19 protein-coding genes and 1 tRNA gene are annotated in these 22,574 nt (G+C 69.8%); 14 read left to right on the top strand and 6 right to left on the bottom strand.

From position 1 onward, the window contains the following. Nucleotides 1-206 precede the first annotated feature (206 nt). A complete protein-coding gene (locus ACZ6BB_RS19500) occupies nucleotides 207-1,409 on the bottom strand; it encodes an MraY family glycosyltransferase (RefSeq protein ID WP_471616407.1) in 1,203 nt (400 codons plus the stop codon). A gap of 275 nt (nucleotides 1,410-1,684) precedes the next feature. On the opposite strand from ACZ6BB_RS19500, the gene ACZ6BB_RS19495 reads away from it, so the two are divergent. Beyond that, nucleotides 1,685-3,967: a (Fe-S)-binding protein gene (locus tag ACZ6BB_RS19495; protein WP_471616406.1), complete on the top strand. Its 2,283-nt coding sequence runs from the start codon at nucleotides 1,685-1,687 to the stop codon at nucleotides 3,965-3,967. 216 nt (nucleotides 3,968-4,183) lie between these two features. Here ACZ6BB_RS19495 and ACZ6BB_RS19490 read toward each other — a convergent pair whose 3' ends face one another. Beyond that, entirely contained in the window at nucleotides 4,184-4,918 is a 735-nt protein-coding gene (locus ACZ6BB_RS19490) for a DUF6281 family protein (RefSeq protein ID WP_471616405.1), read from the bottom strand. A 338-nt stretch (nucleotides 4,919-5,256) separates the two neighbouring features. Between ACZ6BB_RS19490 and ACZ6BB_RS19485 the strand changes: the two genes are divergently transcribed. The 8 genes from ACZ6BB_RS19485 to ACZ6BB_RS19450 all read left to right on the top strand — a co-directional run bounded on the left by ACZ6BB_RS19485 (nucleotide 5,257) and on the right by ACZ6BB_RS19450 (nucleotide 15,226). Then, nucleotides 5,257-6,738 carry an FG-GAP and VCBS repeat-containing protein gene (locus ACZ6BB_RS19485; protein WP_471616404.1) on the top strand — a complete coding sequence of 494 codons (1,482 nt, stop codon included), beginning with the start codon at nucleotides 5,257-5,259 and terminating at the stop codon, nucleotides 6,736-6,738. Nucleotides 6,739-6,987: 249 nt separating this feature from the next. Next, on the top strand, nucleotides 6,988-8,463 hold the full coding sequence (locus tag ACZ6BB_RS19480) for an FG-GAP-like repeat-containing protein (RefSeq protein ID WP_471616403.1): 1,476 nt from the start codon (nucleotides 6,988-6,990) through the stop codon (nucleotides 8,461-8,463). A 96-nt stretch (nucleotides 8,464-8,559) separates the two neighbouring features. Then, nucleotides 8,560-9,984 carry an FG-GAP-like repeat-containing protein gene (locus ACZ6BB_RS19475; RefSeq protein ID WP_471616402.1) on the top strand — a complete coding sequence of 475 codons (1,425 nt, stop codon included), beginning with the start codon at nucleotides 8,560-8,562 and terminating at the stop codon, nucleotides 9,982-9,984. Nucleotides 9,985-10,038: 54 nt separating this feature from the next. After that, the gene (locus tag ACZ6BB_RS19470; RefSeq protein ID WP_471616401.1) at nucleotides 10,039-11,424 is read left to right on the top strand and encodes an FG-GAP and VCBS repeat-containing protein; all 1,386 of its coding nucleotides are present in this window, start codon (nucleotides 10,039-10,041) and stop codon (nucleotides 11,422-11,424) included. Nucleotides 11,425-11,557: 133 nt separating this feature from the next. After that, nucleotides 11,558-11,953, top strand: a complete 396-nt coding sequence (locus ACZ6BB_RS19465) for a nuclear transport factor 2 family protein (protein WP_471616400.1) — start codon at nucleotides 11,558-11,560, stop codon at nucleotides 11,951-11,953. A 254-nt stretch (nucleotides 11,954-12,207) separates the two neighbouring features. Continuing rightward, nucleotides 12,208-13,719 (top strand): FG-GAP repeat protein, encoded by a 1,512-nt coding sequence (locus ACZ6BB_RS19460; RefSeq protein ID WP_471616399.1) that lies wholly within the window; start codon nucleotides 12,208-12,210, stop codon nucleotides 13,717-13,719. A gap of 114 nt (nucleotides 13,720-13,833) precedes the next feature. Then, entirely contained in the window at nucleotides 13,834-14,865 is a 1,032-nt protein-coding gene (locus tag ACZ6BB_RS19455; protein ID WP_471616398.1) for a Yip1 family protein, read from the top strand. Nucleotides 14,866-15,043: 178 nt separating this feature from the next. Beyond that, nucleotides 15,044-15,226 carry a hypothetical protein gene (locus ACZ6BB_RS19450; protein ID WP_471616397.1) on the top strand — a complete coding sequence of 61 codons (183 nt, stop codon included), beginning with the start codon at nucleotides 15,044-15,046 and terminating at the stop codon, nucleotides 15,224-15,226. A 99-nt stretch (nucleotides 15,227-15,325) separates the two neighbouring features. Here the strand turns inward: ACZ6BB_RS19450 and ACZ6BB_RS19445 are convergent, their stop codons facing one another. After that, the gene (locus ACZ6BB_RS19445; protein WP_471616396.1) at nucleotides 15,326-15,946 is read right to left on the bottom strand and encodes a serine hydrolase domain-containing protein; all 621 of its coding nucleotides are present in this window, start codon (nucleotides 15,944-15,946) and stop codon (nucleotides 15,326-15,328) included. A gap of 352 nt (nucleotides 15,947-16,298) precedes the next feature. On the opposite strand from ACZ6BB_RS19445, the gene ACZ6BB_RS19440 reads away from it, so the two are divergent. Together ACZ6BB_RS19440 and ACZ6BB_RS19435 are read left to right on the top strand one after the other, a co-directional pair. Continuing rightward, complete coding sequence (locus tag ACZ6BB_RS19440) at nucleotides 16,299-17,354, top strand: pentapeptide repeat-containing protein (protein WP_471616395.1); 1,056 nt, start codon at nucleotides 16,299-16,301, stop codon at nucleotides 17,352-17,354. Nucleotides 17,355-17,793: 439 nt separating this feature from the next. Beyond that, a complete protein-coding gene (locus ACZ6BB_RS19435) occupies nucleotides 17,794-18,345 on the top strand; it encodes a DUF4231 domain-containing protein (protein WP_471616394.1) in 552 nt (183 codons plus the stop codon). Nucleotides 18,346-18,482: 137 nt separating this feature from the next. Here the strand turns inward: ACZ6BB_RS19435 and ACZ6BB_RS19430 are convergent, their stop codons facing one another. The 3 genes from ACZ6BB_RS19430 to dcd form a co-directional block, all read right to left on the bottom strand. Then, on the bottom strand, nucleotides 18,483-19,241 hold the full coding sequence (locus ACZ6BB_RS19430; protein ID WP_471616393.1) for a DUF6928 family protein: 759 nt from the start codon (nucleotides 19,239-19,241) through the stop codon (nucleotides 18,483-18,485). 260 nt (nucleotides 19,242-19,501) lie between these two features. Then, on the bottom strand, nucleotides 19,502-20,044 hold the full coding sequence (locus ACZ6BB_RS19425) for a phosphoribosyltransferase (protein ID WP_471616392.1): 543 nt from the start codon (nucleotides 20,042-20,044) through the stop codon (nucleotides 19,502-19,504). Next, entirely contained in the window at nucleotides 20,041-20,616 is a 576-nt protein-coding gene (dcd, locus tag ACZ6BB_RS19420; RefSeq protein WP_013001952.1) for a dCTP deaminase, read from the bottom strand. The genes ACZ6BB_RS19425 and dcd overlap by 4 nt, the downstream gene beginning before the upstream one ends. 611 nt (nucleotides 20,617-21,227) lie before the next feature. Here dcd and ACZ6BB_RS19415 point away from each other — a divergent pair. The 3 genes from ACZ6BB_RS19415 to ACZ6BB_RS19405 all read left to right on the top strand — a co-directional run bounded on the left by ACZ6BB_RS19415 (nucleotide 21,228) and on the right by ACZ6BB_RS19405 (nucleotide 22,474). Continuing rightward, nucleotides 21,228-21,301 (top strand) — tRNA-Gly (locus ACZ6BB_RS19415). Nucleotides 21,302-21,338: 37 nt separating this feature from the next. Further along, a complete protein-coding gene (locus ACZ6BB_RS19410; RefSeq protein ID WP_471616391.1) occupies nucleotides 21,339-21,815 on the top strand; it encodes a hypothetical protein in 477 nt (158 codons plus the stop codon). Nucleotides 21,816-22,186: 371 nt separating this feature from the next. Further along, nucleotides 22,187-22,474: a hypothetical protein gene (locus tag ACZ6BB_RS19405; protein ID WP_471616390.1), complete on the top strand. Its 288-nt coding sequence runs from the start codon at nucleotides 22,187-22,189 to the stop codon at nucleotides 22,472-22,474. Nucleotides 22,475-22,574 lie beyond the last annotated feature (100 nt).

Here is a 22,574-nt window from a genome sequence, read left to right as displayed (position 1 = left end):
ACCGGTGGTCGGAGACCGGTGGTCGGAGACCGGTGGTCGGAGACCGGTGGTCGGAGACCGGTGGTCGGAGACCGGTGGTCGGAGACCGGTGGTCGGAGACCGGTGGTCGGCGGCCGGAGACCGGAGACCGCGGTCGGTGAGCCCACCGGATCCGCGAGGCAGAGGCACTGGCTCCCGACCCCCGTCCGCCTACCGGCGGTTCCACCTCACCCCACCCACCCGCGCCGCCCCAGCTCGGCCGCCTCCTGTCGGCCCAGGTGCGTCGGCCGGGACGAGGAACCGGGGGCGCGGCCCCCCGGGATGGAGCGACGGCCGGCGGCGTCGGGCACCCGGTGGACGCCCGTCGGAACCGCCCGGGCGGCAGTGGCCCGCGGGCGCCGGACCGCGGCACCGGCGGCGGCCGGAACCCGCCCCGCACCGGACCCCGCACCGGCCCGCGCACCCCGGGGCGGGCCCACCGGCACGAAGAGCATCCCGAGGACGACCACCCCGGCCGCCCCCGCGACCCACCACGCGGTCCCCGGCTCCGTCCACAGCATGTGGATGGCGAGCCCCACCCCGGCGGAGCCCGCCGCGAGGATCCCCAGGACGACCACCACCCCCGGCGGCGTGAGACCGATCCTCCGCAGCCGGTGGGCGAGATGGTCGGGCCCGCCCCGCCACAGCTCCCGCCCCGCCCGCTTCCGCGAGACCAGGACGAGGACGGCGTCGACGGTCGCCACGGCCGTGAGGGCGAAGGGCGCCCCGACACCCGCCCCGTACCCGACGGCGTACACGTGCAGGACACCCCCCGCGAGCACGAAGCCCACGAAGAGCGCCCCGCAGGTGCCGAGCACGACCCGCGCGGGCGGCCAGTTGTGCATCAGGAACCCGGTGAGCGCGGCCGCCAGCACGCTGAACAGCGTCGCCAGACCGTCCATGACCTCGGCCGCCGCGCACCCGCTCAACGCGAACGCGGTGACGGCCCCGACCACCCCGAGCGCCCCGTCGGAACGCGTCATCCCCTTGAACCCGTGCACCACGAGAGCGATCCAGGCGATCCCCGAGACCCCGCCCAGCACACCCAGTTCGCGGTACGGCACCACCAGCGCGGCGGCGGCGACGACCCCCGCCGCCGCCAGCACCGCCGGCAGCCGCCACACGTCGCCGACCAGTCCGAGGAGCCCGAGTCCGGCCCCCGCGACGATCAGCCGGCCGGCCTCCTCCCCCAGCGGAGCGACCCCGCTCCACTCCCCCACCCACGCCACGGCCCCCACCCCGGCCATCACCGCGACACCGCCGAGCACCGGCACCCGCCGTCCGCGCCGCCGCTCCACGATCCCCAGCCGCAGCGCGGGCACGCGTACGGCCGCCGAGAGCATGGCGGTCAGCAACAGGGCGGAGGCGGCGGCGAGGATTCCGTACAGCACGGATCCAAGTTAGGCGTGAATGTCACAATTTCTCACGAATAACACGATCGTTTTGAAACAGCGCGTCCGCACCGTCACCACCCCGGAGCGACAGGCCTGCACTCAGGCAACCCTCAGCGACGCAGATCACCGCCCCCCTGGCTACAGTGCGGCAGGAGAACTGGGTAGTCTCAGACGGACTGCATAAGTTACCGCTTAGTAATGATCTCCCATGATCTCCGAGGAGCCGGGCAGGCACCCCGGAGGAAAACCCTCGCAGGCCCGAGGAGCCCCCAATGCAACTCGCCGCGATCATCGTGTCGCTGGTCCTGACCGTGGTCGGCGTTGCGCTCATCGCCCGAGCCGTGGCGCAGATCTACCGGTTCGTGAAGCTCGGTCAGCCGGTGCCCGCGGGCAGCCGTACGGACGACCCGAAGGCGCGCACGATCACCCTGGTCAAGGAGTTCCTCGGCCACACCCGGATGAACCGGTGGGGGATCGTCGGCTTCGCCCACTGGTTCGTCGCGATCGGCTTCCTGACGCTGCCGCCCACCCTCGCCCAGGCGTACGGCCAGCTGTTCCAGGCCGACTGGACGCTGCCGGTGGTCGGCGGCTTCCTGCCGTTCGAGATGTACATCGAGTTCATCGGTGTGATGACGATCCTCGGCATCCTGGTGCTGATCGCCATCCGGCTGCTCAACCTGCCCTCCCGGGCCGGCCGCAAGTCGCGTTTCGCGGGCTCCAAGGCCTGGCAGGCGTACTTCGTCGAGTACGTCATCCTCACCATCGGCCTCGCGATCTACACCCTGCGCGGTCTTGAGGGCGCCATCCACCACGTGGACCACTACGAGGCCGCCTACTTCGCCTCGTACCCGCTCGTCCTCGCCTTCAAGGGCCTGGGCGTCGCCACGCTCCAGAACCTGATCTACTTCACCGCGATGATCAAGATCGGCACCTCGCTGATCTGGATGATCACGGTCTCGCTGAACACCAACATGGGTGTCGCCTGGCACCGCTTCCTCGGCTTCCCGAACATCTGGTTCAAGCGCAACGCCGACGGCGCCACGGCGCTGGGCGGTCTGCAGCCGATGACCTCGGGCGGCAAGCCGATCGACTTCACCGACCCCGGTGACGACGACGTCTTCGGTGTCAGCCAGGTGGAGCAGTTCTCCTGGAAGGGCATCCTCGACTTCTCGACCTGCACCGAGTGCGGCCGCTGTCAGTCGCAGTGCCCGGCCTGGAACACCGGCAAGCCGCTGTCCCCGAAGCTGCTGATCATGTCGCTGCGGGACCACGCGCACGCCAAGGCCCCCTACCTGCTCGCCGGTGGCGGCAAGACCATGGAGGGCGAGGAGAAGGCGTCCGAGGAGCAGCTCAAGGACGTGCCCGCCGCGGCCCTGGCCGAGGCCGAGCGGCCGCTGATCGGGACCGTCGAGGAGAACGGCGTCATCGACCCGGACGTCCTGTGGTCCTGCACCACCTGCGGCGCCTGCGTCGAGCAGTGCCCGGTCGACATCGAGCACGTCGACCACATCGTCGACATGCGCCGCTACCAGGTGATGATCGAGTCCGCGTTCCCGTCCGAGGCGGGCACGATGCTCAAGAACCTGGAGAAGAAGGGCAACCCCTGGGGCCTGGCGAAGAAGCAGCGCCTGGAGTGGCTCAAGGAGGTCGAGTTCGAGGTCCCGGTCGTCGGCAAGGACATCGAGGACCTGTCCGAGGTCGAGTACCTGTACTGGGTCGGCTGCGCCGGGGCCCTGGAGGACCGCGCCAAGAAGACCACCAAGGCCTTCGCCGAACTGCTCCACATGGCGGGCGTCAAGTTCGCCATCATGGGCGGCGACGAGAAGTGCACCGGTGACTCCGCCCGCCGCCTCGGCAACGAGCCCCTGTTCCAGGAGCTCGGCATGGAGAACGTGGCCGCGCTGAACATGGCGTTCGGCGAGGACGAGGACGACCCCTCCACGCTGAAGCCGAAGTCGGCGAAGAAGATCGTCGCCACCTGCCCGCACTGCCTCAACACACTCGGCAACGAGTACCCGCAGCTCGGCGGCGACTACGAGGTCATCCACCACACCCAGCTGCTCCAGCACCTCATCGACGAGGGCAAGCTGATCCCGGTGACCCCGGTCGAGGGCCTGATCACCTACCACGACCCCTGCTACCTGGGCCGGCACAACAAGATCTACACGCCCCCGCGCGAGATCATGACCGCCGTCCCGGGCCTGCGTCAGCAGGAGATGCACCGCCACAAGGAGCGCGGCTTCTGCTGCGGTGCCGGTGGCGCGCGGATGTGGATGGAGGAGCGGATCGGCAAGCGCATCAACAACGAGCGCGTCGACGAGGCCCTCTCCCTGAACCCGGACATCGTCTCCACCGCCTGCCCGTTCTGCCTCGTCATGCTGACCGACTCGGTCAACGGCAAGAAGAACGACGGCAAGGCCAAGGAGTCCATCACGGTCGTCGACGTCGCCCAGCTGCTGCTGGAGTCCGTCAAGACGCCCGTCCCGGACGAGGACGAGCCTCCGGCGGGCACGGCGGACACAGAGAGCGAGCCGGAGCCGCAGCCGGTCAAGTAGCCCTCCGCGCACGGCGGTCGACACGGTGCCCCCGGTCCCCTCGGACCGGGGGCACCGCCGCGCCACGGCACACACGGCTCAGGGGGCGTACGGCCGAGGGGGCGTACGGCCAAGGGGGCGTACGGCCAAGGGGGCGTACGGCCAAGGGACGCGCGGCTCAAGGCGCGCACCGCCCAAGCTCGCACCGCTCACCGCTCACCGCTCACCCCTCACTCCTCACCGCTCCTCGGCCGCGAGCAGGGCCTCGACCTCCGGCGGCAGGTCGTCGGCCATGCGGACCATGAGCAAGGGCTCCTCGCCCGCAGAGAAACGGATCGCCATGGCGTCGGCCGGGTCCAGCCCCTTGATCTCGTACGCCTGGTACACCTCCGGTTCGGCCGAGGTGTCGGCCTCGCCGGGCGTGTCCCAGCAGGGCACCGCGCGGGCCGACCCTGCCTTGTCCCCCAGCTCGATCTTCGCGTCACCCCGGCCGGTGTAGCTCTCGTTCCCGTACTCCACGACGAGCACGCACTTCCCCACGGACGCCGCGCTGTCGCCCGTGTCGTCCCGCGGCTCGTCCACATGGGTGCCGTCGTCCTTCCCGCCCCGCTCCTCCTTCCCGAAGAGGCGCTCGGCCGCCTCCCTCACGCCTCCGTCCCCGGTCATGTGGATCACGACGCGCACCTCGTCCCCCGGGGAGTCGCGGACCGCGATCGCGTCCTTGGTGTCGATGCCCTTGATGGCGTAGGCCGTGTAGTCGCCAAGGCCCCCGGGGGCCACCCGGTCCTCCTCGCCACCGCCCTGGTCCTCGCAGACCGAGTCCCGCGCGGTGCCCACCTCGGCGCCGAGGGTGTAGCGGACCTTGCCCGCGTCGACGTAACTCCGGTCGCCGTAGTCCACGGCGAACACGCACGAGGCCGAACTCGTGCCCCCGGTGTCCAGTGCCGCGCACCCGACGGCCAGGGGCGTCATCGCAAGGACGGTCAGGGCGATCCGTGCACGGGTACCGCTCAGCATCATGTCTCCCACCGGTTCGACGGTTCGTCTGTCGTTGCCTCGCACCGCAGACGCACGAACGCCGGAGAACGTTCGGCACCCCCGCGCGCAGCACACCCCAACCCCTCGGTGCGTCCAACACCCCGGAATCTCGCCCGAGTTCACCTACAACCCACGCACCTCGCCAGCGGTCTCCTCTTCGCCGACGTCCTCCCCGGCCGCCGACCGACTCCAGGCGTACGCGGGCGGAACAGGCACCCCATCGACGTGGACGCCCGCTGCCGGGCGTCCCGTATGCCGCAGGAGATCCCCGCATGCACAAGCACCTGCGACTCGCCCTCGCGACGGCCTCCGCGGCCGCGCTGACCGGCGGTCTGCTCACCTTCTCGGCCGCGACGGCCACGGCCGCCGACCCGGTGCACCACCCCGTGGCCGACTTCGACGGCGACGGGTACGGCGACGTCGCGTACTCGGCCGCCGTCGCCACGGTGGACGGCAGGACCTATGCCGGTCAGATCGTCGCCCTGTACGGCTCGCCGGACGGCGTGAGCGCCGCGAACCGCACCACGATCAGCCAGAACACGCCCGGGATCCCCGACAGCGCCGAGATCGGCGACGCGTTCGGCGGGCACAGCGCGTACGGCGACTTCAACGGCGACGGCTTCGACGACCTCGCGGTGTCCGCGTCCACGGAGGACACCGGAGGCGTCCGGGACACCGGCACCGTCACGATCGTGTGGGGCTCACCGCGCGGCCTGTCCGGCGGTACGACGCTGGCGGACCCGGCACCCTCCCTGCACGGCGGCTGGGGCAAGGCACTGGCCGCTGGGGACTTCGACGGCGACGGCACGGAGGACCTCGCGGTCGGCACCGCGTCGAGCACGGTCCATGTGTTCGGGGACGGCATCGCCAAGTCGGGCAGACCCGGCTCCTACCGCGCCTTCAAGGCACCCATCAGGTCCGAGGAGTTCACGGGCTCGCTCAACCTCACCTCGGGTGACGTCAACGGCGACAAGCGGACCGACCTGATCGTCAATGGCATAGAGGCCGGCGGGGAACGGCGCTGGAACGTCAACTTCTACGTGCCCGGCACGGCCTCCGGCCTGTCCGTCGCCGCCGCCCGGAAGCTGAAGCCCGGCCTCGTCAGTGCCGTGGGCGACATCAACGCAGACGGCTACGGCGACATCGTCACCGGCCAGCACTGGGACCCCACCGACGACCCCGACGTGCTCTCCGCGCCCGACTCCGTCCTCGGCGGCAAGGTCAACATCACCTACGGCTCGGCCACCGGCCCGGTCACCTCCACGTCCACCTCGATGTCCCAGAACACCGGGCGGGTGCCCGGCACCTCCGAACGCGAGGACAGCTTCGGCTTCGAACTCTCGCTCGGCGACATCAACGGCGACGGCTTCCAGGACCTGGTGACCAGTACGTCCGACGAGGACCTGAAGGGTGTCGTCGACGCGGGCGCGGTGACGGTCCTCTACGGCTCGGCCGCCGGCCTCGACACCGACTCGGGCTTCCAGTACTTCACCCAGTCCACGGCCGGCGTCCCCGGCACGAACGAGAAGTACGACCACTTCGGCTCCGAGGTGAAGCTCACCGACGTCACCGGCGACGGCAGAGCGGACCTGACGGTCGGCAGGGCCGGCGAGAACGGCGGCAACGGCTCGGTGGTCCACCTGCCCTCCGACGGCACGAAGATCACCACGGCCGGCACGCGCTCCCTCGCCCCGTCCGCCGTGGGCGTGTCCACCCACGCGTCACCGAACTTCGGCGGCGAGGCGGCGGACTGACCGTAGGCACTGACCACTGACCGTAAGTACTGACTACTGACCGTAGGCACTGACTACTGACCGTAGGTACTGGCCGTACGCGAAAAAATTTCTCGAACTCCCGTACAACCCTCCTGCCGCCTCACCAGTCTCTTGTTCGCCAACTTTCCCGTGACACCCAGGTGAAGTCCGGGCGAACACGGACAGAAAGCACCCCATTTGACTGCGGGACGTCTGCCAGGCGTCCCGCATGCGGCAGGAGATTCCCGCATGCACAAGCACCTGCGACTCGCCCTCGCGACGGCCTCGGCGGCCGCGCTGACCGGCGGTCTGCTCACCTTCTCGGCCGCGACGGCCACGGCCGCCGACTCGGTCCACCACCCTGTGGCGGACTTCAACGGCGACGGCTTCGGCGACGTCGCGTACTCGGCGGGCGGGGCCACCGTCGGCGGCAAGGCGACCGCCGGACAGATCGTCGCCCTGTACGGATCCGCGAACGGTGTGACGTCGACCAAGCGCACGACCATCAGCCAGAACACGACTGGCGTACCCGGCACCGCCGAGACCGACGACTGGTTCGGCTGGTCCAGCGCATACGGCGACTACAACGGCGACGGCTTCGACGACCTCGCCGTGGGCGCCCCGACCGAGGACGTGTCCGGCGACACCGACGGCGGCACCGTGCTCATCGTGTGGGGCTCGGCGGCCGGCCTCTCCGGCGCCACCACCATCAAGGACCAGGCACCCTCGTCCCACGACCAGTGGGGCAAGTCGCTCGCCTCGGGCGACTTCGACGGCGACGGCACCGAGGACCTGGCGATCGGCAACTCGTCGAACCTCGTGTACGTCATCGGCGACGGCATCACCAAGTCCGGGTCGTTCGGCGACCAGTACGGCATCAAGCTGGACCTGCGCTCCGGCAACGGCGGCGCGATCATGCTCACCGCCGGTGACACCAACGGCGACAAGCGGACCGACCTGGTGGTCGACGGCTTCGAGACCGACGGCGACTACGGCTACAACACCAACTGGTACGTGCCGGGCGCGGCCGGCGGCCTGGGCTCGGACGGCGGTGTGCGGGAGCTGAAGCGCGGTGTCATCACCGGCATCGGCGACGTCAACGGCGACGGCTTCGGCGACGTGGTCACCGGTCAGGACTGGGACCCGTCCAAGGACGGCAGCGAGCCCAGCGTGCCCGGATCGTCCACCGGCGGCAAGGTCCACATCATCTACGGCTCCGCCGACGGCCCGGCCACCACGGTCGCGGTGACGCAGGACAGCGGCAACGTGCCCGGCTCCTCCGAGCGCGGCGACTTCTTCGGCAGCGAGCTGTCCCTCGGCGACATCAACGGCGACGGGAAGAGCGACCTGGTCGTCGGCTCGCCCGGCGAGAACCTCGGCGGTGTCGTCAACACCGGTGCGGTGACCGTCCTGTACGGCTCGGCCTCCGGCGTGAACACCACCTCCGGCTACCAGTACTTCGCCCAGTCCACGGCCGGCGTCCCCGGCTCGGACGAGAAGGACGACCAGCTCGGCGGCGAGGTCAAGCTCACCGACGTCACCGGCGACGGCAAGGCCGACCTGACGATCGGCGCGTACGGCGAGAACGACTACAACGGCTCGGTGCTCTACCTGCCCTCCGACGGCACGAAGATCACCACCACCGGCTCCCGCTCCCTCGCCCCGTCCTCGGTCGGCGTCTCCACCTCCGGCCAGCCGGTCTTCGGCGCGAACGCGGCCAACTGAGGTAGCCCCGGGCAGGCCCGCATCCGGCAAGGGTGCGGGCCTGCCCGCGACGGGCGCGCCACACCCGCCACGGCCCTCCTCCCTCCTGGAGTCCCCATGCGCACTCGCCCCTTCCTCCTGGCCGCAGCTCTCCTCGCCTCCGGTCTGACGCCGCTCGCCCTGGCCGCCCCCGCCGGCGCGGCGGTCGCCAGGTACGCGGACGACTACAACGGCGACGGCTACCACGACCTCGCGGTGGGCGCGCCGGGCACCGATGTCGGCGGCGCGTCGGCGGCCGGCGCGGTGATCGTGCTCTACGGCTCGAAGTCGGGCGTCTCGGCCGCCGGGCGGAGTGTGATCACTCAGAACACGAGCGGAGTCGCCGGTTCGGCCGAGAGGCAGGACTCCTTCGGCGCCAGCCTCGCCTCCGCCGACTTCGACAAGGACGGCTACGCGGACCTGGCCGTCGGCGCGACCGGCGAGGGCGTCGGCGTCGACACGTACGTGGGCCAGGTGACCATCCTGTGGGGCGGCAGGAAGGGCCTTACCGGCGGCACCGCGCTGCCCCAGCCCTCCGACATCGCCGCCGAGCACGGTTACAGCCGCGGCCTCGCGGCGGCCGACTTCAACGGTGACGGCTCGCCCGACCTCACGGTCACCGGCGACCTGCAGACCCGGATCTACCAAGGCCCCTTCAAGAAGAGCACCGGCGCCGCGGCGAGCGCGAGCTACGTCCGCACCGTCGGTCCCACGCGCGACGTCGGCGCGGGCGACCTCACCGGGGACAAGGCCGCCGAGCGCGTCTACACGGAGTTCACGGCCGCAGACCCCGGCGGCCGGGTCAGGTACCACACGTACAAGGGCGGGAAGACCACCGTCGTCGACATGCCGAAGGCCGAGGGCGACAGCCGTGTCACCGTCGGCGACATCAACGGCGACGGCTACGGCGACCTCGTCCTCGCCAACCCGGAGGACCCGGCGTTCCAGGAGGGCACGGGCCATCTGGGCGGCCAGGTGGAGATCTGGTACGGCGGCAAGGGCGGCCCCGACCTCACCCAGACCCCGACGGTGGTCAACCAGGACACCCCCGGCGTGCCGGGCACGGGCGAGGAGAGCGACTTCTTCGGCGGCGCGCTCTCCGTCGGCGACATCAACGGCGACAGGTACGCCGACCTCGCGGTCGGCGCGCAGTACGAGGGCGTGAACGACACGCCGTTCGCCGGCTCGGTCACCGTCCTGTACGGCTCGGCCGCCGGTCTGACCACCAAGGGCGCCAAGTCCTTCCACCAGGACACCGCGGGCGTCCCCGGCACCGCCGAGACCCAGGACGGCTTCGGCGGCGCCGTCCGTCTGATCGACCTGAACCGCGACGGCAGGGCCGAACTGGTCGTCGCGGCCCCCGCCGAGAACACCCGGGGCGCCCTCCTGGTCCTCAAGGGCACGGCCTCCGGCCCGACCACCAAGGGCGCCAGGAGCATCACGGCGGCGAGCGTCGGGCTCAAGGACACCGCGTACAGCTTCGGCGCGCAGCTCGCCCAGTAGCCCCGCCCTCGCCCCTCCTCCCACTTCGACCTCCTCCCACTTCGAAGGACATGCATGCGATTCCGTAGCGCCGCGACGGCCGCGACACTCGTGGCGGCCACCGTGACCCCCCTCGCCCTCTCCGGGGGCTCCGCCTCCGCCGCGCCCGCCAAGTACGCCGACGACTTCAACGGCGACGGCCACCGCGACACCGCGGTCTTCTCGTACGGCACCGACACCCGCTTCAGCAAGGGCGGTGGCGTCCTCGTCACCTTCGGCACGGCCGACGGCCCCGGCACGAAGACCCAGTTCGTCGACCAGGCGAGCGCGGGCGTCCCCGGCGCCGACGAGACGGACGACTTCTTCGGGGAGATCCGCACGGCGGCGGACTTCGACAAGGACGGCTACGGCGACCTCGCGGTCTCCGCCAACGGCGAGAACGTCGGCACGTACAAGGACAAGGGCACGGTCACCATCCTCTGGGGCGGCGAAAAGGGCCTGTCCGGCGGCACGACCGTCCCGTTCAAGGGCCCGAAGGGCGTCTCCGGTGAGGCCCGCGACTTCGCCACCGGCGACTTCGACGGCGACGGCGACCAGGACCTGGCCCTCGTCCGCGACAGCAAGACGTACGTCTACCGGGGCGCGTTCACCAGGTCGGGGGTGAAGGGCTCGGTCACGGTCCTGGACAAGGACAGTTCGAGCTTCTACTCCACCGCCGTCGTCTCCGGCAAGGTCGACAAGGACGGCAAGACCGACCTGGTCGTCATCGGCGACGTCGTCACCCCGGAGTACATCGCCTCCGATGCCTGGTTCGTCAAGGGCGGCAAGACCAAGCTCTACCCGGGCAAGACCCTCCGCCTGGAGCGCGTGAACGGCAACGGCGGCCAGGCCGAACGCGGCGGAGACGGCGTCATCGCCGACTTCGACAAGGACGGGTACGGCGACATCGCCATCGGCACGCCGGTCTACGACCGGACCAAGGGCCGCGTGACGGTCTGGTACGGCTCCGCCTCCGGCCCGTCCGCGTCCGCCCGCTTCACCCAGGCCACGTCCGGCATCGCCGACACACCGGAGTCGTACGACGCCTTCGGCGACTCGATCACCGCGGGTGACGTGAACGGCGACGGCTACCGCGACCTCGCGGTGGCCGCCCCGGGCGAGGGTGTCGGCGGCAAGGACGGGGCGGGCGCCGTCCACGTCCTCTACGGCAGCAGGTCCGGCCTGACGGCCAAGGGTTCCCAGTTCCTCACCCGCGGCACGGCGGGCGTCCCCGGCGCCCTGGCCGCCGGCGAGTACTTCGGCCACACGATCCGCCTCCGCGACACCGACCGCGACGGCAGGGCCGACCTGTACGTGGTGGGCGAGAACGGTTCCCTGGTCCTGCGGGGTTCGTCGAAGGGCGTCACCACCACCGGCGCGACGGCCGTGGACGGCGACACGATCCGGGGAATGCTGCAGTAACGGCCGCCCCGGCGGCACGCACGGCCGGCGTACCGGTGTGGGCCTTCGCGCACGCTCGCGAAGGCCCACACCCGCGAGATAATGGCCTCTACGGCAGCAAAACAGCACAAACAGCGGAAAGCCGGCGATACCCATGGCCGAACATCCGAACACGGCGCTCGTCCGCAAGGGCTACGAAGCCTTCACCCGCGGCGACATGGACACCCTGCGCAGCCTGATGGCCTCGGACTGCACCCACCACATCCCCGGCAGCCACCTCCTGTCGGGCGACCACAAGGGCCAGGACGCGATCATCGGCCTGTACCAGCGGCTCTTCGCGGAGACCGCCGGGACGTTCCGCGTCGAGCTGAGCCACATCTGCGTGGACGGCCGGGGCCACGCCGTCTCCGTGCACCGCTACACCGCCGAGCGCGGCGACAGGCGGATCGAGCAGAACGGCTGCCTCGTCTTCCGCATCGTCGGGGACAAGATCACCGACATCGACGAGTGCCAGGAGGACCTGGACAAGGAGAGCGAGTTCTGGTCCTAGACCGAGCCGCCCCATCTCCGCCGAGCCCGAACGCCCCCGGGCCCGAGCCGTAGACGTCCGGCCCGAGCCCGGGGGCGTCCGGGCCCAGCCGGGGAGTCTGGCGCAGCCGGAAGATTTCCGGCCCGAGCCGGGGGTGTCCGGCCCAACAAGCCGGAGACTTCCGGCCTCGCCCGCACAACCCCGCACGGCCTCCAGGTGTCACACAGGTGAACCAGCCACACCCTCGACATTCGGCCACCCACCTGGAGCCACCCGTGCACAGACGGACGCACAGCCGGACCTACGCCCTGGCCGCCGCCACCGTGGCGGCCTCCACCGCCACCACGGCCGCCCTCGCCCTGACGCTCGCCACGACGGCCACCGCGGCCCCGCGCACCGAACCCGCCCCGACCCCCACCGCCGTGACCAGCGACTTCAACGGCGACGGCTACGCGGACCTCGCCGTCGGCATGCCCGACGCGACCGTGAACGGCAAGGCGAAGGCCGGCTATGTGAACCTCGTCTGGGGCGGCAAGAAGGGCCTGGGCCTGCACGGGAGCATCCGGGTCAGCCAGGCCACCGCCGAGGTGCCCGGCTCGCCGGAGACCGGCGACCGGTTCGGCGCGTCCGTCCTGCTGCAGGACCTCAGCGGCGACGGCAGGGCGGAGCTGATCGTCGGCGCACCCGGGGAGGACATCGACGGCCGGGGCACCGACGCCGGCGCGGTCACCGTCGTCGGCGGCGCGAAGAGCGGCACCGGTCCGGGGTCCACCGCCATGACCGGCCCGTCGGCGAAGTCGGCGTACGGCTCGTCGGTGGCCGCGACCGACCTCACCGGCGACCACCAGAGGGACCTGGTGGTCGGCGGCCGGGACACGGTGGCCATGAGCGCGGTCGTCGACAACGGCGAGGACGTCGTCCTCACCACCGTCCTCACCGCCCCGATGGGCGGCCGCGCCCCGGTCCTCGCCACCGGCGACTTCACCGCCGACGGCGTCGACGACCTGGCCCTCGCCTACCACACGATCGACGCCCCCTCCACGCAGTCGCACGTCCGGCTGTGGTCGTGGGACGAGGCCGAGCGGCGCATGGCCAACACCTGGAACTCCGACAACGGCGCCGCCTCCGCACTCGCCGTCGGCGACTTCGACGGCGACGGGCTGGACGACCTGGCCCTCGGCGAGTGCCGCGAGATCGCCGACGAGAACATCGACGACCCGTGCGGCCCCGAGTCGTACGCCAAGGGCGGCGGCATCCACCTCCTCTACGGCGACGAGAAGTCCTTCGGCCTGCGCTCGCAGACCCTCAACCAGGACACCGTCGGCGTCTACGGCGCCGCCGAGACCGGCGACCGCTTCGGCGCCTCCCTCGCCGTACTGGACTGGAACCGCGACGGCCGCGACGACCTGGTCGCGGGCGCCCCCGGCGAGGCCATCGGAACCCGCGGGGCGGCCGGCGCGGCCACCCTGCTGCTGGGCCGCACCGGCGGCATCGTCGACGCCTACGGCGAGGCGTCCTCCGTCCCGTACCACCAGGACCGTCCCCGCGTCCCCGGCGTGGCGGAGAAGAACGACGCCTTCGGCACCGCCGTCGCCACCGGCGACTACGACAAGGACGGCGTCCCGGACATGGCCGTCGGCGCGCCGGGCGAGAACGCGGGCTCCGGCGGCGTCTGGGTCTTCCCGAGGGCCTCCGTGACGAACTCCCGTGCCCTCACCCCGAAGAACCTCGGCCTCCCGTCCCCGACTTCGGCCCTGTCGTACGGGAGGTATCTGAGCAGCCACTGACACGCCGGTGAGGCGCTGGTGCCATGGCGACGGGCGGCCTGGCGGACCTGCGCCGACCTGCGGAACGGGCCGCCGGGCCGCACCCCTTACGCGTCCCTGACGATCCCTTAGGGGATGTCACAGCTCGGCCGCAAAGCCGGGCCGGTCGGCCCCGGCCCGGCACGCTGCCGTCCGGGACCAGGTACGTTCGATGACGTGGCTGGATTCAGGATCGGACGCGGCCGGGACAACGGCGCTCCTCAAGCGCGACCGCAAAACCCTCCGTACGGACAGCAGGCCCCGCAGGCCGGCGGCCCGTCGTACGGCTACCCCCAGACGCCCCCGGGGCCACCGCACGGCGGCGGCCGGAGCGGTGGTCAGGGCGGCTGGCCGCAGACACACGGCGGCGGGCACCCCGGCTCCTACGGGACACGTGGGAACGACGGGGGCCACGGCAACCACGGCGAGCCGGAGTACTTCGGCGACGGCGGCGGGCACCCCCAGGGCGGCGCCGACCCGTACGCGGCCAACAACCCCGGGCACACGCAGATGTTCTCCGTCGGCGAGGACCCGTACCAGCAGGGCGACACCTACCGGGCGGGCAGCTCCCCGGCGGCCCCGCTCGGCCCGCGGCTGCCGTGGAAGGCGCTCCTCAAGGGCATCGTCACCAGCCCGAGCCAGACGTTCCTGGTGATGCGCGACTACGCGGTGTGGGGCCCCGCCCTGATCGTGACGTTCCTGTACGGCCTGCTGGCCGTCTTCGGCTTCGACGGCGCCCGCGAGGACGCGATCAACGCGACGCTCTCGAACGCCGTGCCGATCGTCCTCGTCACGGCGGTGACGATGGTGGTCAGCACCTTCGTCCTGGGCGTGGTCACCCACACCCTGGCCCGCCAGCTCGGCGGCGACGGCGCCTGGCAGCCCACGGTCGGCCTCTCGATGCTGGTCATGTCCCTCACGGACGCGCCCCGCCTGATCGTCGCCATGTTCGCGGGCGGTGACGCCTCCTTCGTGCAGATCCTCGGCTGGATCACCTGGGTCGCCGCCGGTGCCCTCCTGACCCTGATGGTCTCCAAGTCCCACGACCTCGCGTGGCCGAAGGCGCTGGGCGCGTCGGCGATCCAGCTGGTGGCGATCCTCTCGCTGATCAAGCTGGGAACCTTCTAGCGGGCCATCTCCCGACGTCTCACGGACAGGGCCCCGGCGCGGTCACCGCGCCGGGGCCCTGCCGCTTTCCCCGAACGGACCACATGCTCACATAAGCGCCACATCGTCATCATTGATTCACATACCGTCAGATAACGTCATCGCGACCTGAACCGCGAAACCTCCACAAGAAGTGCGTGTGAAAGCTCGCTTTGGCATCCGCCGGGGGACAGTGCTCCTGGCCACCCTGCTCGTCGCCCTGTCCTCCGCGGTCCTCCCCGGGACAGCCACCGCCGACGGGAACGGAAACGGGGACGAGAACGGGGGCGACCACCAGGGCCGCTCGGACCACTGGGGCGTGATCACCCGCCCCGCGCCCTGACCCCGCGCGCCCCGGTCCCCCGGGCGGCGCCGGCCGGCCCCACGCCCCGCCGCCCGGAACGGACCCCGCCCCTCCTCGACGCCACGGACTCGTCGAAGGTCAGCCCACGGCCGGGACCACGGGGCCGAAGGACGCGGCGGCTATCTGCTGGATGTACCGCATCTCGGCCCCGTCGAAGCCGGTGGGATTGAGGGAGTAGACGATCTTGCGGGAGAGGTCGCGGGTGGAGAACACACCGCTGGTGTAGCCGGGACGGGAGCCGGTCTTGCCCCAGACCACGACTCCGTTGGATGCCTTGACCCTCATCAGCCCCATGGCCATACACGCCCGCCCGGCGTCGGTCTCGGTACGGCACTGGCTGTTGCGAAAACTGGGGACGTCGGGAACGGTGAACAGCTCGGCCTGCTGGCCCGGCGGAAGCAAGCGGCCACGGAAGAGCGCGGTCAGGAACCGGTCGAGGTCGGCCGGGGTGGAGATCATGCCGCCCTCGGCCCAGGGCCAGGGACTCTGCTCGGTGACGTCCACCGGATGCGTGGTGCCGTCCGCGGCCTTGGTCATCAGGTAGCCGTGGGAGTGCGGGCTCGGCAGACGCGGGTCGTGGGCGTCGGGGACGTAGGTGTCGCGCAGGGCGAGAGGCCGGGCGATCCGGGACCGTATCTCATCGGCGAAGCCGTGCCCGGTGATCTTCTCGACCAGCAGGCCGGCGACGTAGTAGTTCATACCTGGTCAGGGGCCGTTCACCGGCGGTGGGTGTTGGATTTGAACCCACGGCGACTTGCGCCACGACGGTTTCAAGATCGTCGACGGCTTGACTCGGTCATTGAGACTCCACCCAAGTTGCGCCGGGCGAATGATCTCTGAGTTTCCAAGCCCGTTGTGCACCGCTCGAATGGCCGAGTGGCGGACTGCCCCCGTGTGGGGTGCCATGAGAGAGATGGCACGGAACCAGGGCTCCGGCAGGCTCCGCCGAAGCGCACAGCGGCGCGCAGCGCTACAGCGTAGGCAGCGCCGTAATCGACGACTCCAGGCGCCGGGTCCCCCGGACTCCAGTCGAGTCCACTGGGGTGGACTGGTGGCGGCCAGCCTGCCGGGACTGGCTGCCCTGCTCGCGCTGTTGTTCACCTGGATGCAGGTCACGCAGACCAGCAAAGAACTAGCGATCAGCGAGCAGGGGCAAATCACCAACCGGTTCAACGCCGCGATCAACAATCTGGGGTCGGCGTCCCTAGATGTACGGCTCGGGGGTATCTACGCGCTGGAGCGGATCATGCATGACTCCGCCCGCGATCACCCCACTGTTGTCTCAGTCCTATCCGCGTACTTACGTCAGCACGCCGCCGTTCCGGTGGGAGGCAAGAAGGCGCCTGCCGAGTTGGGGGAGGAGCCTACGCCTCCCGCCGATACCCAGGCGGCGGTGACCGTTCTGGGCAACCGCCGCTCCGACCGGGACCAGAGTCTGTCGATCGACCTCAGCCACATCGCTTTGCGCGGGGTGCAACTTATTGGTGATCCAGACCAGATTCATTTCACCAGAGCGGACCTGACAGGAGCGGATCTCGGCGGTTCCTCCCTCTACAATTTGGACCTCCGGGAGGCATCACTGACTGAGGCCAACCTCTCGGGTGCGGAGCTAACGGGATCACGGCTCGACTATGCGTTCCTGGAGTACGCGAACCTTACAAACGCAGACCTCACAGACTCGCGCTTCATCGCGGCGAACCTGTCTGCAGCAAACCTCACCGGCACGATCTTTTGCACAGAACTGGTAGTCGACAACAAAGTCGTCGAGCACCATTGTGCCGACTTGAGCCGCGCGATCCTGATCGAGGCGAACTTGAGCGGGACAAGCCTTGACGGCGTTAACCTCACCAGCGCAACCTTCTGCCCTGCCCCAACCTCTCCCTATGACACCGGAGAGTGCGCAGATCTGTCCGAAGCGCAACTTAGCAACGCCAACCTCAAAGGTGCGTACCTGTCGGGGGCAAACCTCAAAGGCGCCGACTTGACCGGCGCCAACCTGACCGGCGCGGACCTTACTAATGCAGACCTCACCGGGGCCAAGGTTACCGGCGCAAAGTTCGACGGAGCCAAGCTGACGGGAGTACGCGGGATGCTGCCGTCCCGATGACACCTCCTAGACCGAGCCCCACACGGTTACCGACCGTGAAGAGGTTGAAGAGGCGTCCGCAAGCGGTGGAGGGGGCAGTCTCGCAATAGCTGCGGCCTGTAAACGCTGGGCCGTCCCTGGGCCGTCCAAGGCTGCTCAACAGCGGCCAACGATGACCAATGACACCCGCTCAGATGTATCCCAGCGGTGCCCTGACCAGCAAAGACCCAGCTCACCAAGGTCCCCGGCAAGACCCAGGACAAGAAGAAGCAAGCCGGTCAAGTGGCTCGGGGGAGAGGGATTCGCGCACGTCGGCCTCATCGAGCGACGGTGGGTTACACCACCAGGGTGAACACGACCGCGTGTTGCAAAGACACGCGGTTCTCGTCCGGTGTGACCTCAGGATGAGCCACAGGCTGAGTGCATAGGCTCCATCGTGGCGTTCGAGAGGTAGCACTCGTTGGGATCACAAGCCTGGTGGGAGGACCTGGCCAAGGTTAAGTGGCCCGATATTCCGCCAAGCGTCATCGCGCGCGGAACGTGGTACCAGCAGAACATGCACAGCGCCCGCTGGAGAGCCAGGCTGCTAGATCTGACGATCCTTGTTCTAGCTGCGGGGGTACCCTTTGCCGTCGCGATCAAGGCCGGTAACTGGGTTGTTGCCCTTCTGGGCTCCCTTACCTCCCTACTCACAGGGATGCGCCATGTCTTCGACCCCCAAGGAGACTGGATCTCTTTCGCCCAGACGAATCTGCAGATCGAAACCGAGGTGGTTCGATACAAGCAAGCCATGGATGAGTACAGCGACGAGGCAGCAGCTCCAGGAATTCTTGCCGTTCGTGTGGAGAACATCGCCGCAGTCGAGACAGGCACCTGGGCTCAGCGCCTACCCCGCCCTTCCGCCCCAAGCACGAGCAGCAGCGGCAGCGGCAGCGGCAGCGGCAGCGGCAGCGGCAGCGGCAGCGGCAGCGGCAGCGGCAGCGGCAGCGGCAGCGGCAGCGGCAGCGGGTGAGTGTCTAACTGCGTGACAACGCCGACGAACACCGGCGGACGACCCCGAACGTCAGTGGACCATCAGCGCAGCTCAGAGCCACGCCAGCCCAAGGCAGCACCCTCACCCGAGTTGCTTCGGGACGAAGGAGTCCCGAGCTAGAGGCCGTCGCGCTCGACGAGTGAGCCGTCAGGGCCCAGAGAGAAGAAGCGCGGTGGGCCCATGGCTTCCATGGCCCTTTGCAGCACCGCTTCCTGCTCCGTGGGAGCAGGGCAGTGCGGGTCCCGGACCCGGAAGCCGTGCAGTCGGATGCTGTCCGTGTCGATGTCGTCCGGCTCGGGGCGGCCCTCCAGTACGAAGCCGCAGAGCGCGCGCAGTGCGTCTTCGCCCAGTTCCAAGGGGTGGAGCGGCAGTGGGTACGGCTCTTCGTCCTCGTCCGGCCAGGGAATGACGTCGGCCGGGCGGTCTCCGGCCCAGTAGGGCAGCTCGAAGGAGAGTGGTTCGCCGATGTTCTCGATGATGCCGCTGTCCGGGGACAGACTCAGAGAGCGGACGAGTCGGCCGTCCTCCCACACGGCGAACGCGAGCCAGTCCACGACACTGTGCATGGCATGCAGCACGAGCCGCCGGCCGATACTCGCAGCCACGAGGTGTTCCGGGAGCCGGGAAGGAAAGTCGATCATCACCCTCTGGTCGCCGATGACCTCGAGGCCGGGCCAGCTCGCCGCGTACGCCGTCCCCTCCGGGGGGTATACGCCGTCCCAGAGAGTCGAGCCCTCGCTCTCCTCTATCTCCCAGCCCGGGTAGAGCAGCCGCATCATGCCGGCCGTGCGTGCGAGGTCGGCTGGGCCCGCATCTCGCAGCAGCCCCGGTACGTCGCCGTCGGCGTACACCAGAAAGCCCGTCTTGGCTCCCAAAGCCCCTCCCCAGGGTGTGGCTCTCGTTGGCGGGTGCACAGTAGCCGCCCCCACTGACAACGCGAGACGACGAAGCCCGAGGACTCCCGGCTGGGCCGTCCTTGGGCCGTCCAAAGTCGCCCGACAGTGGCCAACGACGACCACCAGGCGTACGAACCCACTGCTCCTGAGCAGGGAAAACGCAGGTCACCAAGATCCCCGACAACACCCAGGGCCAGAAGACATGTATTGGTGGCGTGATTCCCGGTCGACGAACCAGGTCAGAGCGCTTCCTTCGACGGGGTGACCGGCTCCCCCGACTTACGTACTACAGGCAAAACACTCCACGGAAAGTTGATCCAGTCGTCCGTCCGCTTCCACACGTACTCGCACTTCACGAGGGAGTGGGGCTTCTCGTAGATCACGGCGGACCGGACCTCGGCCACGGCGTCGAGGCAGAAGTCGTGGACGAGCTTGAGCGTCTTGCCCGTGTCGGCGACGTCGTCCGTGATCAGGACCTTCTTGTCGGAGAAGTCGATCGCGTTCGGGACCGGCGCGAGCATGACGGGCATGTCGAGGGTCGTGCCGACGCCCGTGTAGAACTCCACGTTCACGAGGTGGATGTTCTTGCAGTCCAGGGCGTAGGCCAGCCCGCCGGCGACGAAGACACCGCCCCGGGCGATGGACAGGACGATGTCGGGCTCGTACCCGTCGTCGGCGATGGTCTGCGCGAGTTCGCGTACGGCTGTGCCGAACGCCTCGTAGGTGAGGTTCTCGCGGGCGGGCGCGTCGCCGCCGGTACCAGCCGTCGCCTTGGTGCTCATACCTGGGTCCGGTGGAAGTTGAGGAAGGAGCGGGAAGCGGTCGGCCCGCGCTGCCCCTGGTAACGGGAGCCGTAGCGCTCGCTGCCGTACGGGAACTCGGCCGGCGAACTGAGCCGGAACAGGCACAGCTGCCCGATCTTCATGCCCGGCCAGAGCTTGATCGGAAGCGTCGCGAGGTTCGAGAGCTCCAGGGTCACGTGCCCGGAGAAGCCGGGGTCGATGAATCCGGCGGTGGAGTGGGTGACGAGCCCGAGCCGCCCGAGGGAACTCTTGCCCTCCAGTCGCGAGGCGAGATCGTCGGGAAGGGTGATGACCTCGTACGTACTCGCGAGCACGAACTCGCCCGGGTGCAGGATGAACGGCTCGTCGCCCTCGGGCTCCACGAGCCGCGTGAGGTCGGCCTGCTCCACGGACGGATCGATGTGGGGGTACCGGTGGTTCTCGAACACCCGGAAGAACCGGTCGAGACGCACGTCGACGCTCGACGGCTGCACCATGGATTCGTCGTACGGATCGATGCGTACCCGTCCGGAGTCGATCTCGGCCCGGATGTCCTTGTCTGAGAGAAGCACGCCCCGAGGATACGCAAGACGCGCGGACCGCCCCTAACCAGCCGGACGAACCCGCGCGCCTGTCCCTGCCCTGCCCGCTTCCACAGCGTCCGCGTTCTCGACCGACTGCTTCCGCCGCTTCTCCTGCTACCGCTGTTGCTGCTTCTGTTGCTGCTTCCGTTACCGCTTCTGCAGCGCCACCGGTACGACACTGCGCAACCGGGCGCAGCGTGGGCAGCGCATGAGCCGACCGGGGCCGAGGCGTTCGGCCTGCTGCATCGGGAACGAAGCGGTGCTGAACATGTGCCCATCGGCACAGCGGACGACGGTGCGCTCCATCAAGTCCAAGAGTCCCTTCCCCAAGAGGCGCGTCTGGCTGTCGACCTACGTCGACCTGACGACGAACCGCCACATTACGGGATACTTGGGACGGCCCTCCAGGCGGCACTCCGATCCCGCCGAAGGCCCACCCGGACCCTCTTCCGCACCTCCACCGTACGCCCCAACTCCCGCGCCCCGCAGCCCTGTCCCCACCCCACGAACACAACCGGGCCCCACGCCTTCAGCGCCCGGGGCCCGACATGAGGTAAAGTAACGAAGCGTTCCGACACCGGCACCGACCGGCGTCTTACGCGGGTGTAGTTTAATGGTAGAACATCAGCTTCCCAAGCTGAGAGCGCGAGTTCGATTCTCGTCACCCGCTCCAGAAAGAAACCCCAGGTCAGCGGCCTGGGGTTTGCTTGTTGTCTAGTCCAATTCGAGGCTCTGGTCCGGCCGCATACGCCGACCTCTACGAACGGCGTTACGCCGATGCCGCCACCGCGCTCTCGGCTGCCGAGAGGGTGGCGCGGCGAGGAGACAGCTCCCTGTCCACCCGCCACTGGGCCGCCTCCGTCCAGGCCGAGGCGTATGCCGGACTCGGGAACCTGTCCGCCTGCGAACGCGCCCTGGACGAAGCGGAGAAGGTCACAGATCTCAACGGCCCGTTCCACAACGGCGGCTGGCTGCGCTTCGACGGCTCCCGCCTCGCCGAGGAACGCGGTGCCCGCTACCTCCAACTCGGCCGCCTCGACCTCGCCGAGAAGGCCCTCACCACCGCTTTGAGCCAGGGCGTGCTCGCCTCCGGGCAGTCCTTCCGGCGCCGCGGCGCCGTCCTGCCCGACTGGCAGAAGGAAACCGACGCCGACATCTTCGAGGCCATCGAAGACGCCTCGAAGTAGCCGCGCCCCCGTTGGAGGGGAACGCCCCTGGGGCGCTACCTGCGATGGTGCTGGTGCCGACGCTTCGTCCCGTGGCCTAGGACATGAGCCCTCAACCGCAGTCACCGGATTCTGCCGACGCGTCCTGTTCGACTTCTGGCGAGGCATGGCGGCTGGGTAGGAGGGCGCGCCCGCTAGGGCCACTGGCGCAGCAGCAGGACGTCAACGGCAGCGGCCTCTGCAGCCCGTCCGGAACCAAGGACGCTGTCCATCCCTGCCTGTCAGCTCGTGTGGAGAACGGAGTGGAGTGCCGTGTCGATCGTGGGGTGGCCGAAGGTGAAGCCCGCCTTGTGCAGGGCCGCTTGGCGAGACGACGGACGACCGCCCAGCCGATGGCGCCGAGGACGACGCCGAACACCGTCAGCGGCGCGTACGCGGAGTGGTGCAGCGCAGCGAAGTCGTCCGACGCCCCCGCCGCGTGGGCGAGCAACCCGGCGGGGCTGCTGCGGTGGCTGGTGCCCGTGCTCGTGGTCGTGTCGTTCGCGCCCGACCTGTCCCTGCTCGGTGGCGGCACGCCCGGCAGTGGGCCGTTGGCCGTCGCTGCGCTGATGGTGATGCATGTGCTGGTCGCGGTCGTCGCCGCCGCCTGTCGGCGCGTCCTGCCGCTGCCTGTCCGCTGACGCTGCCTGGCGTGCGCGACCGTGCCGGCTGCCGGCTGCGGGCTGGGGCTGCGGGCTGCGTCCCGGGAGCCGGGACGACCGAGCTCCGGGACACCGCTGT

Source organism: Streptomyces sp. NPDC041108, from assembly GCF_055592645.1.
The sequence above is the reverse complement of the archived record's forward strand: the minus strand, read 5'-3'. Positions and strand labels throughout refer to the sequence as shown.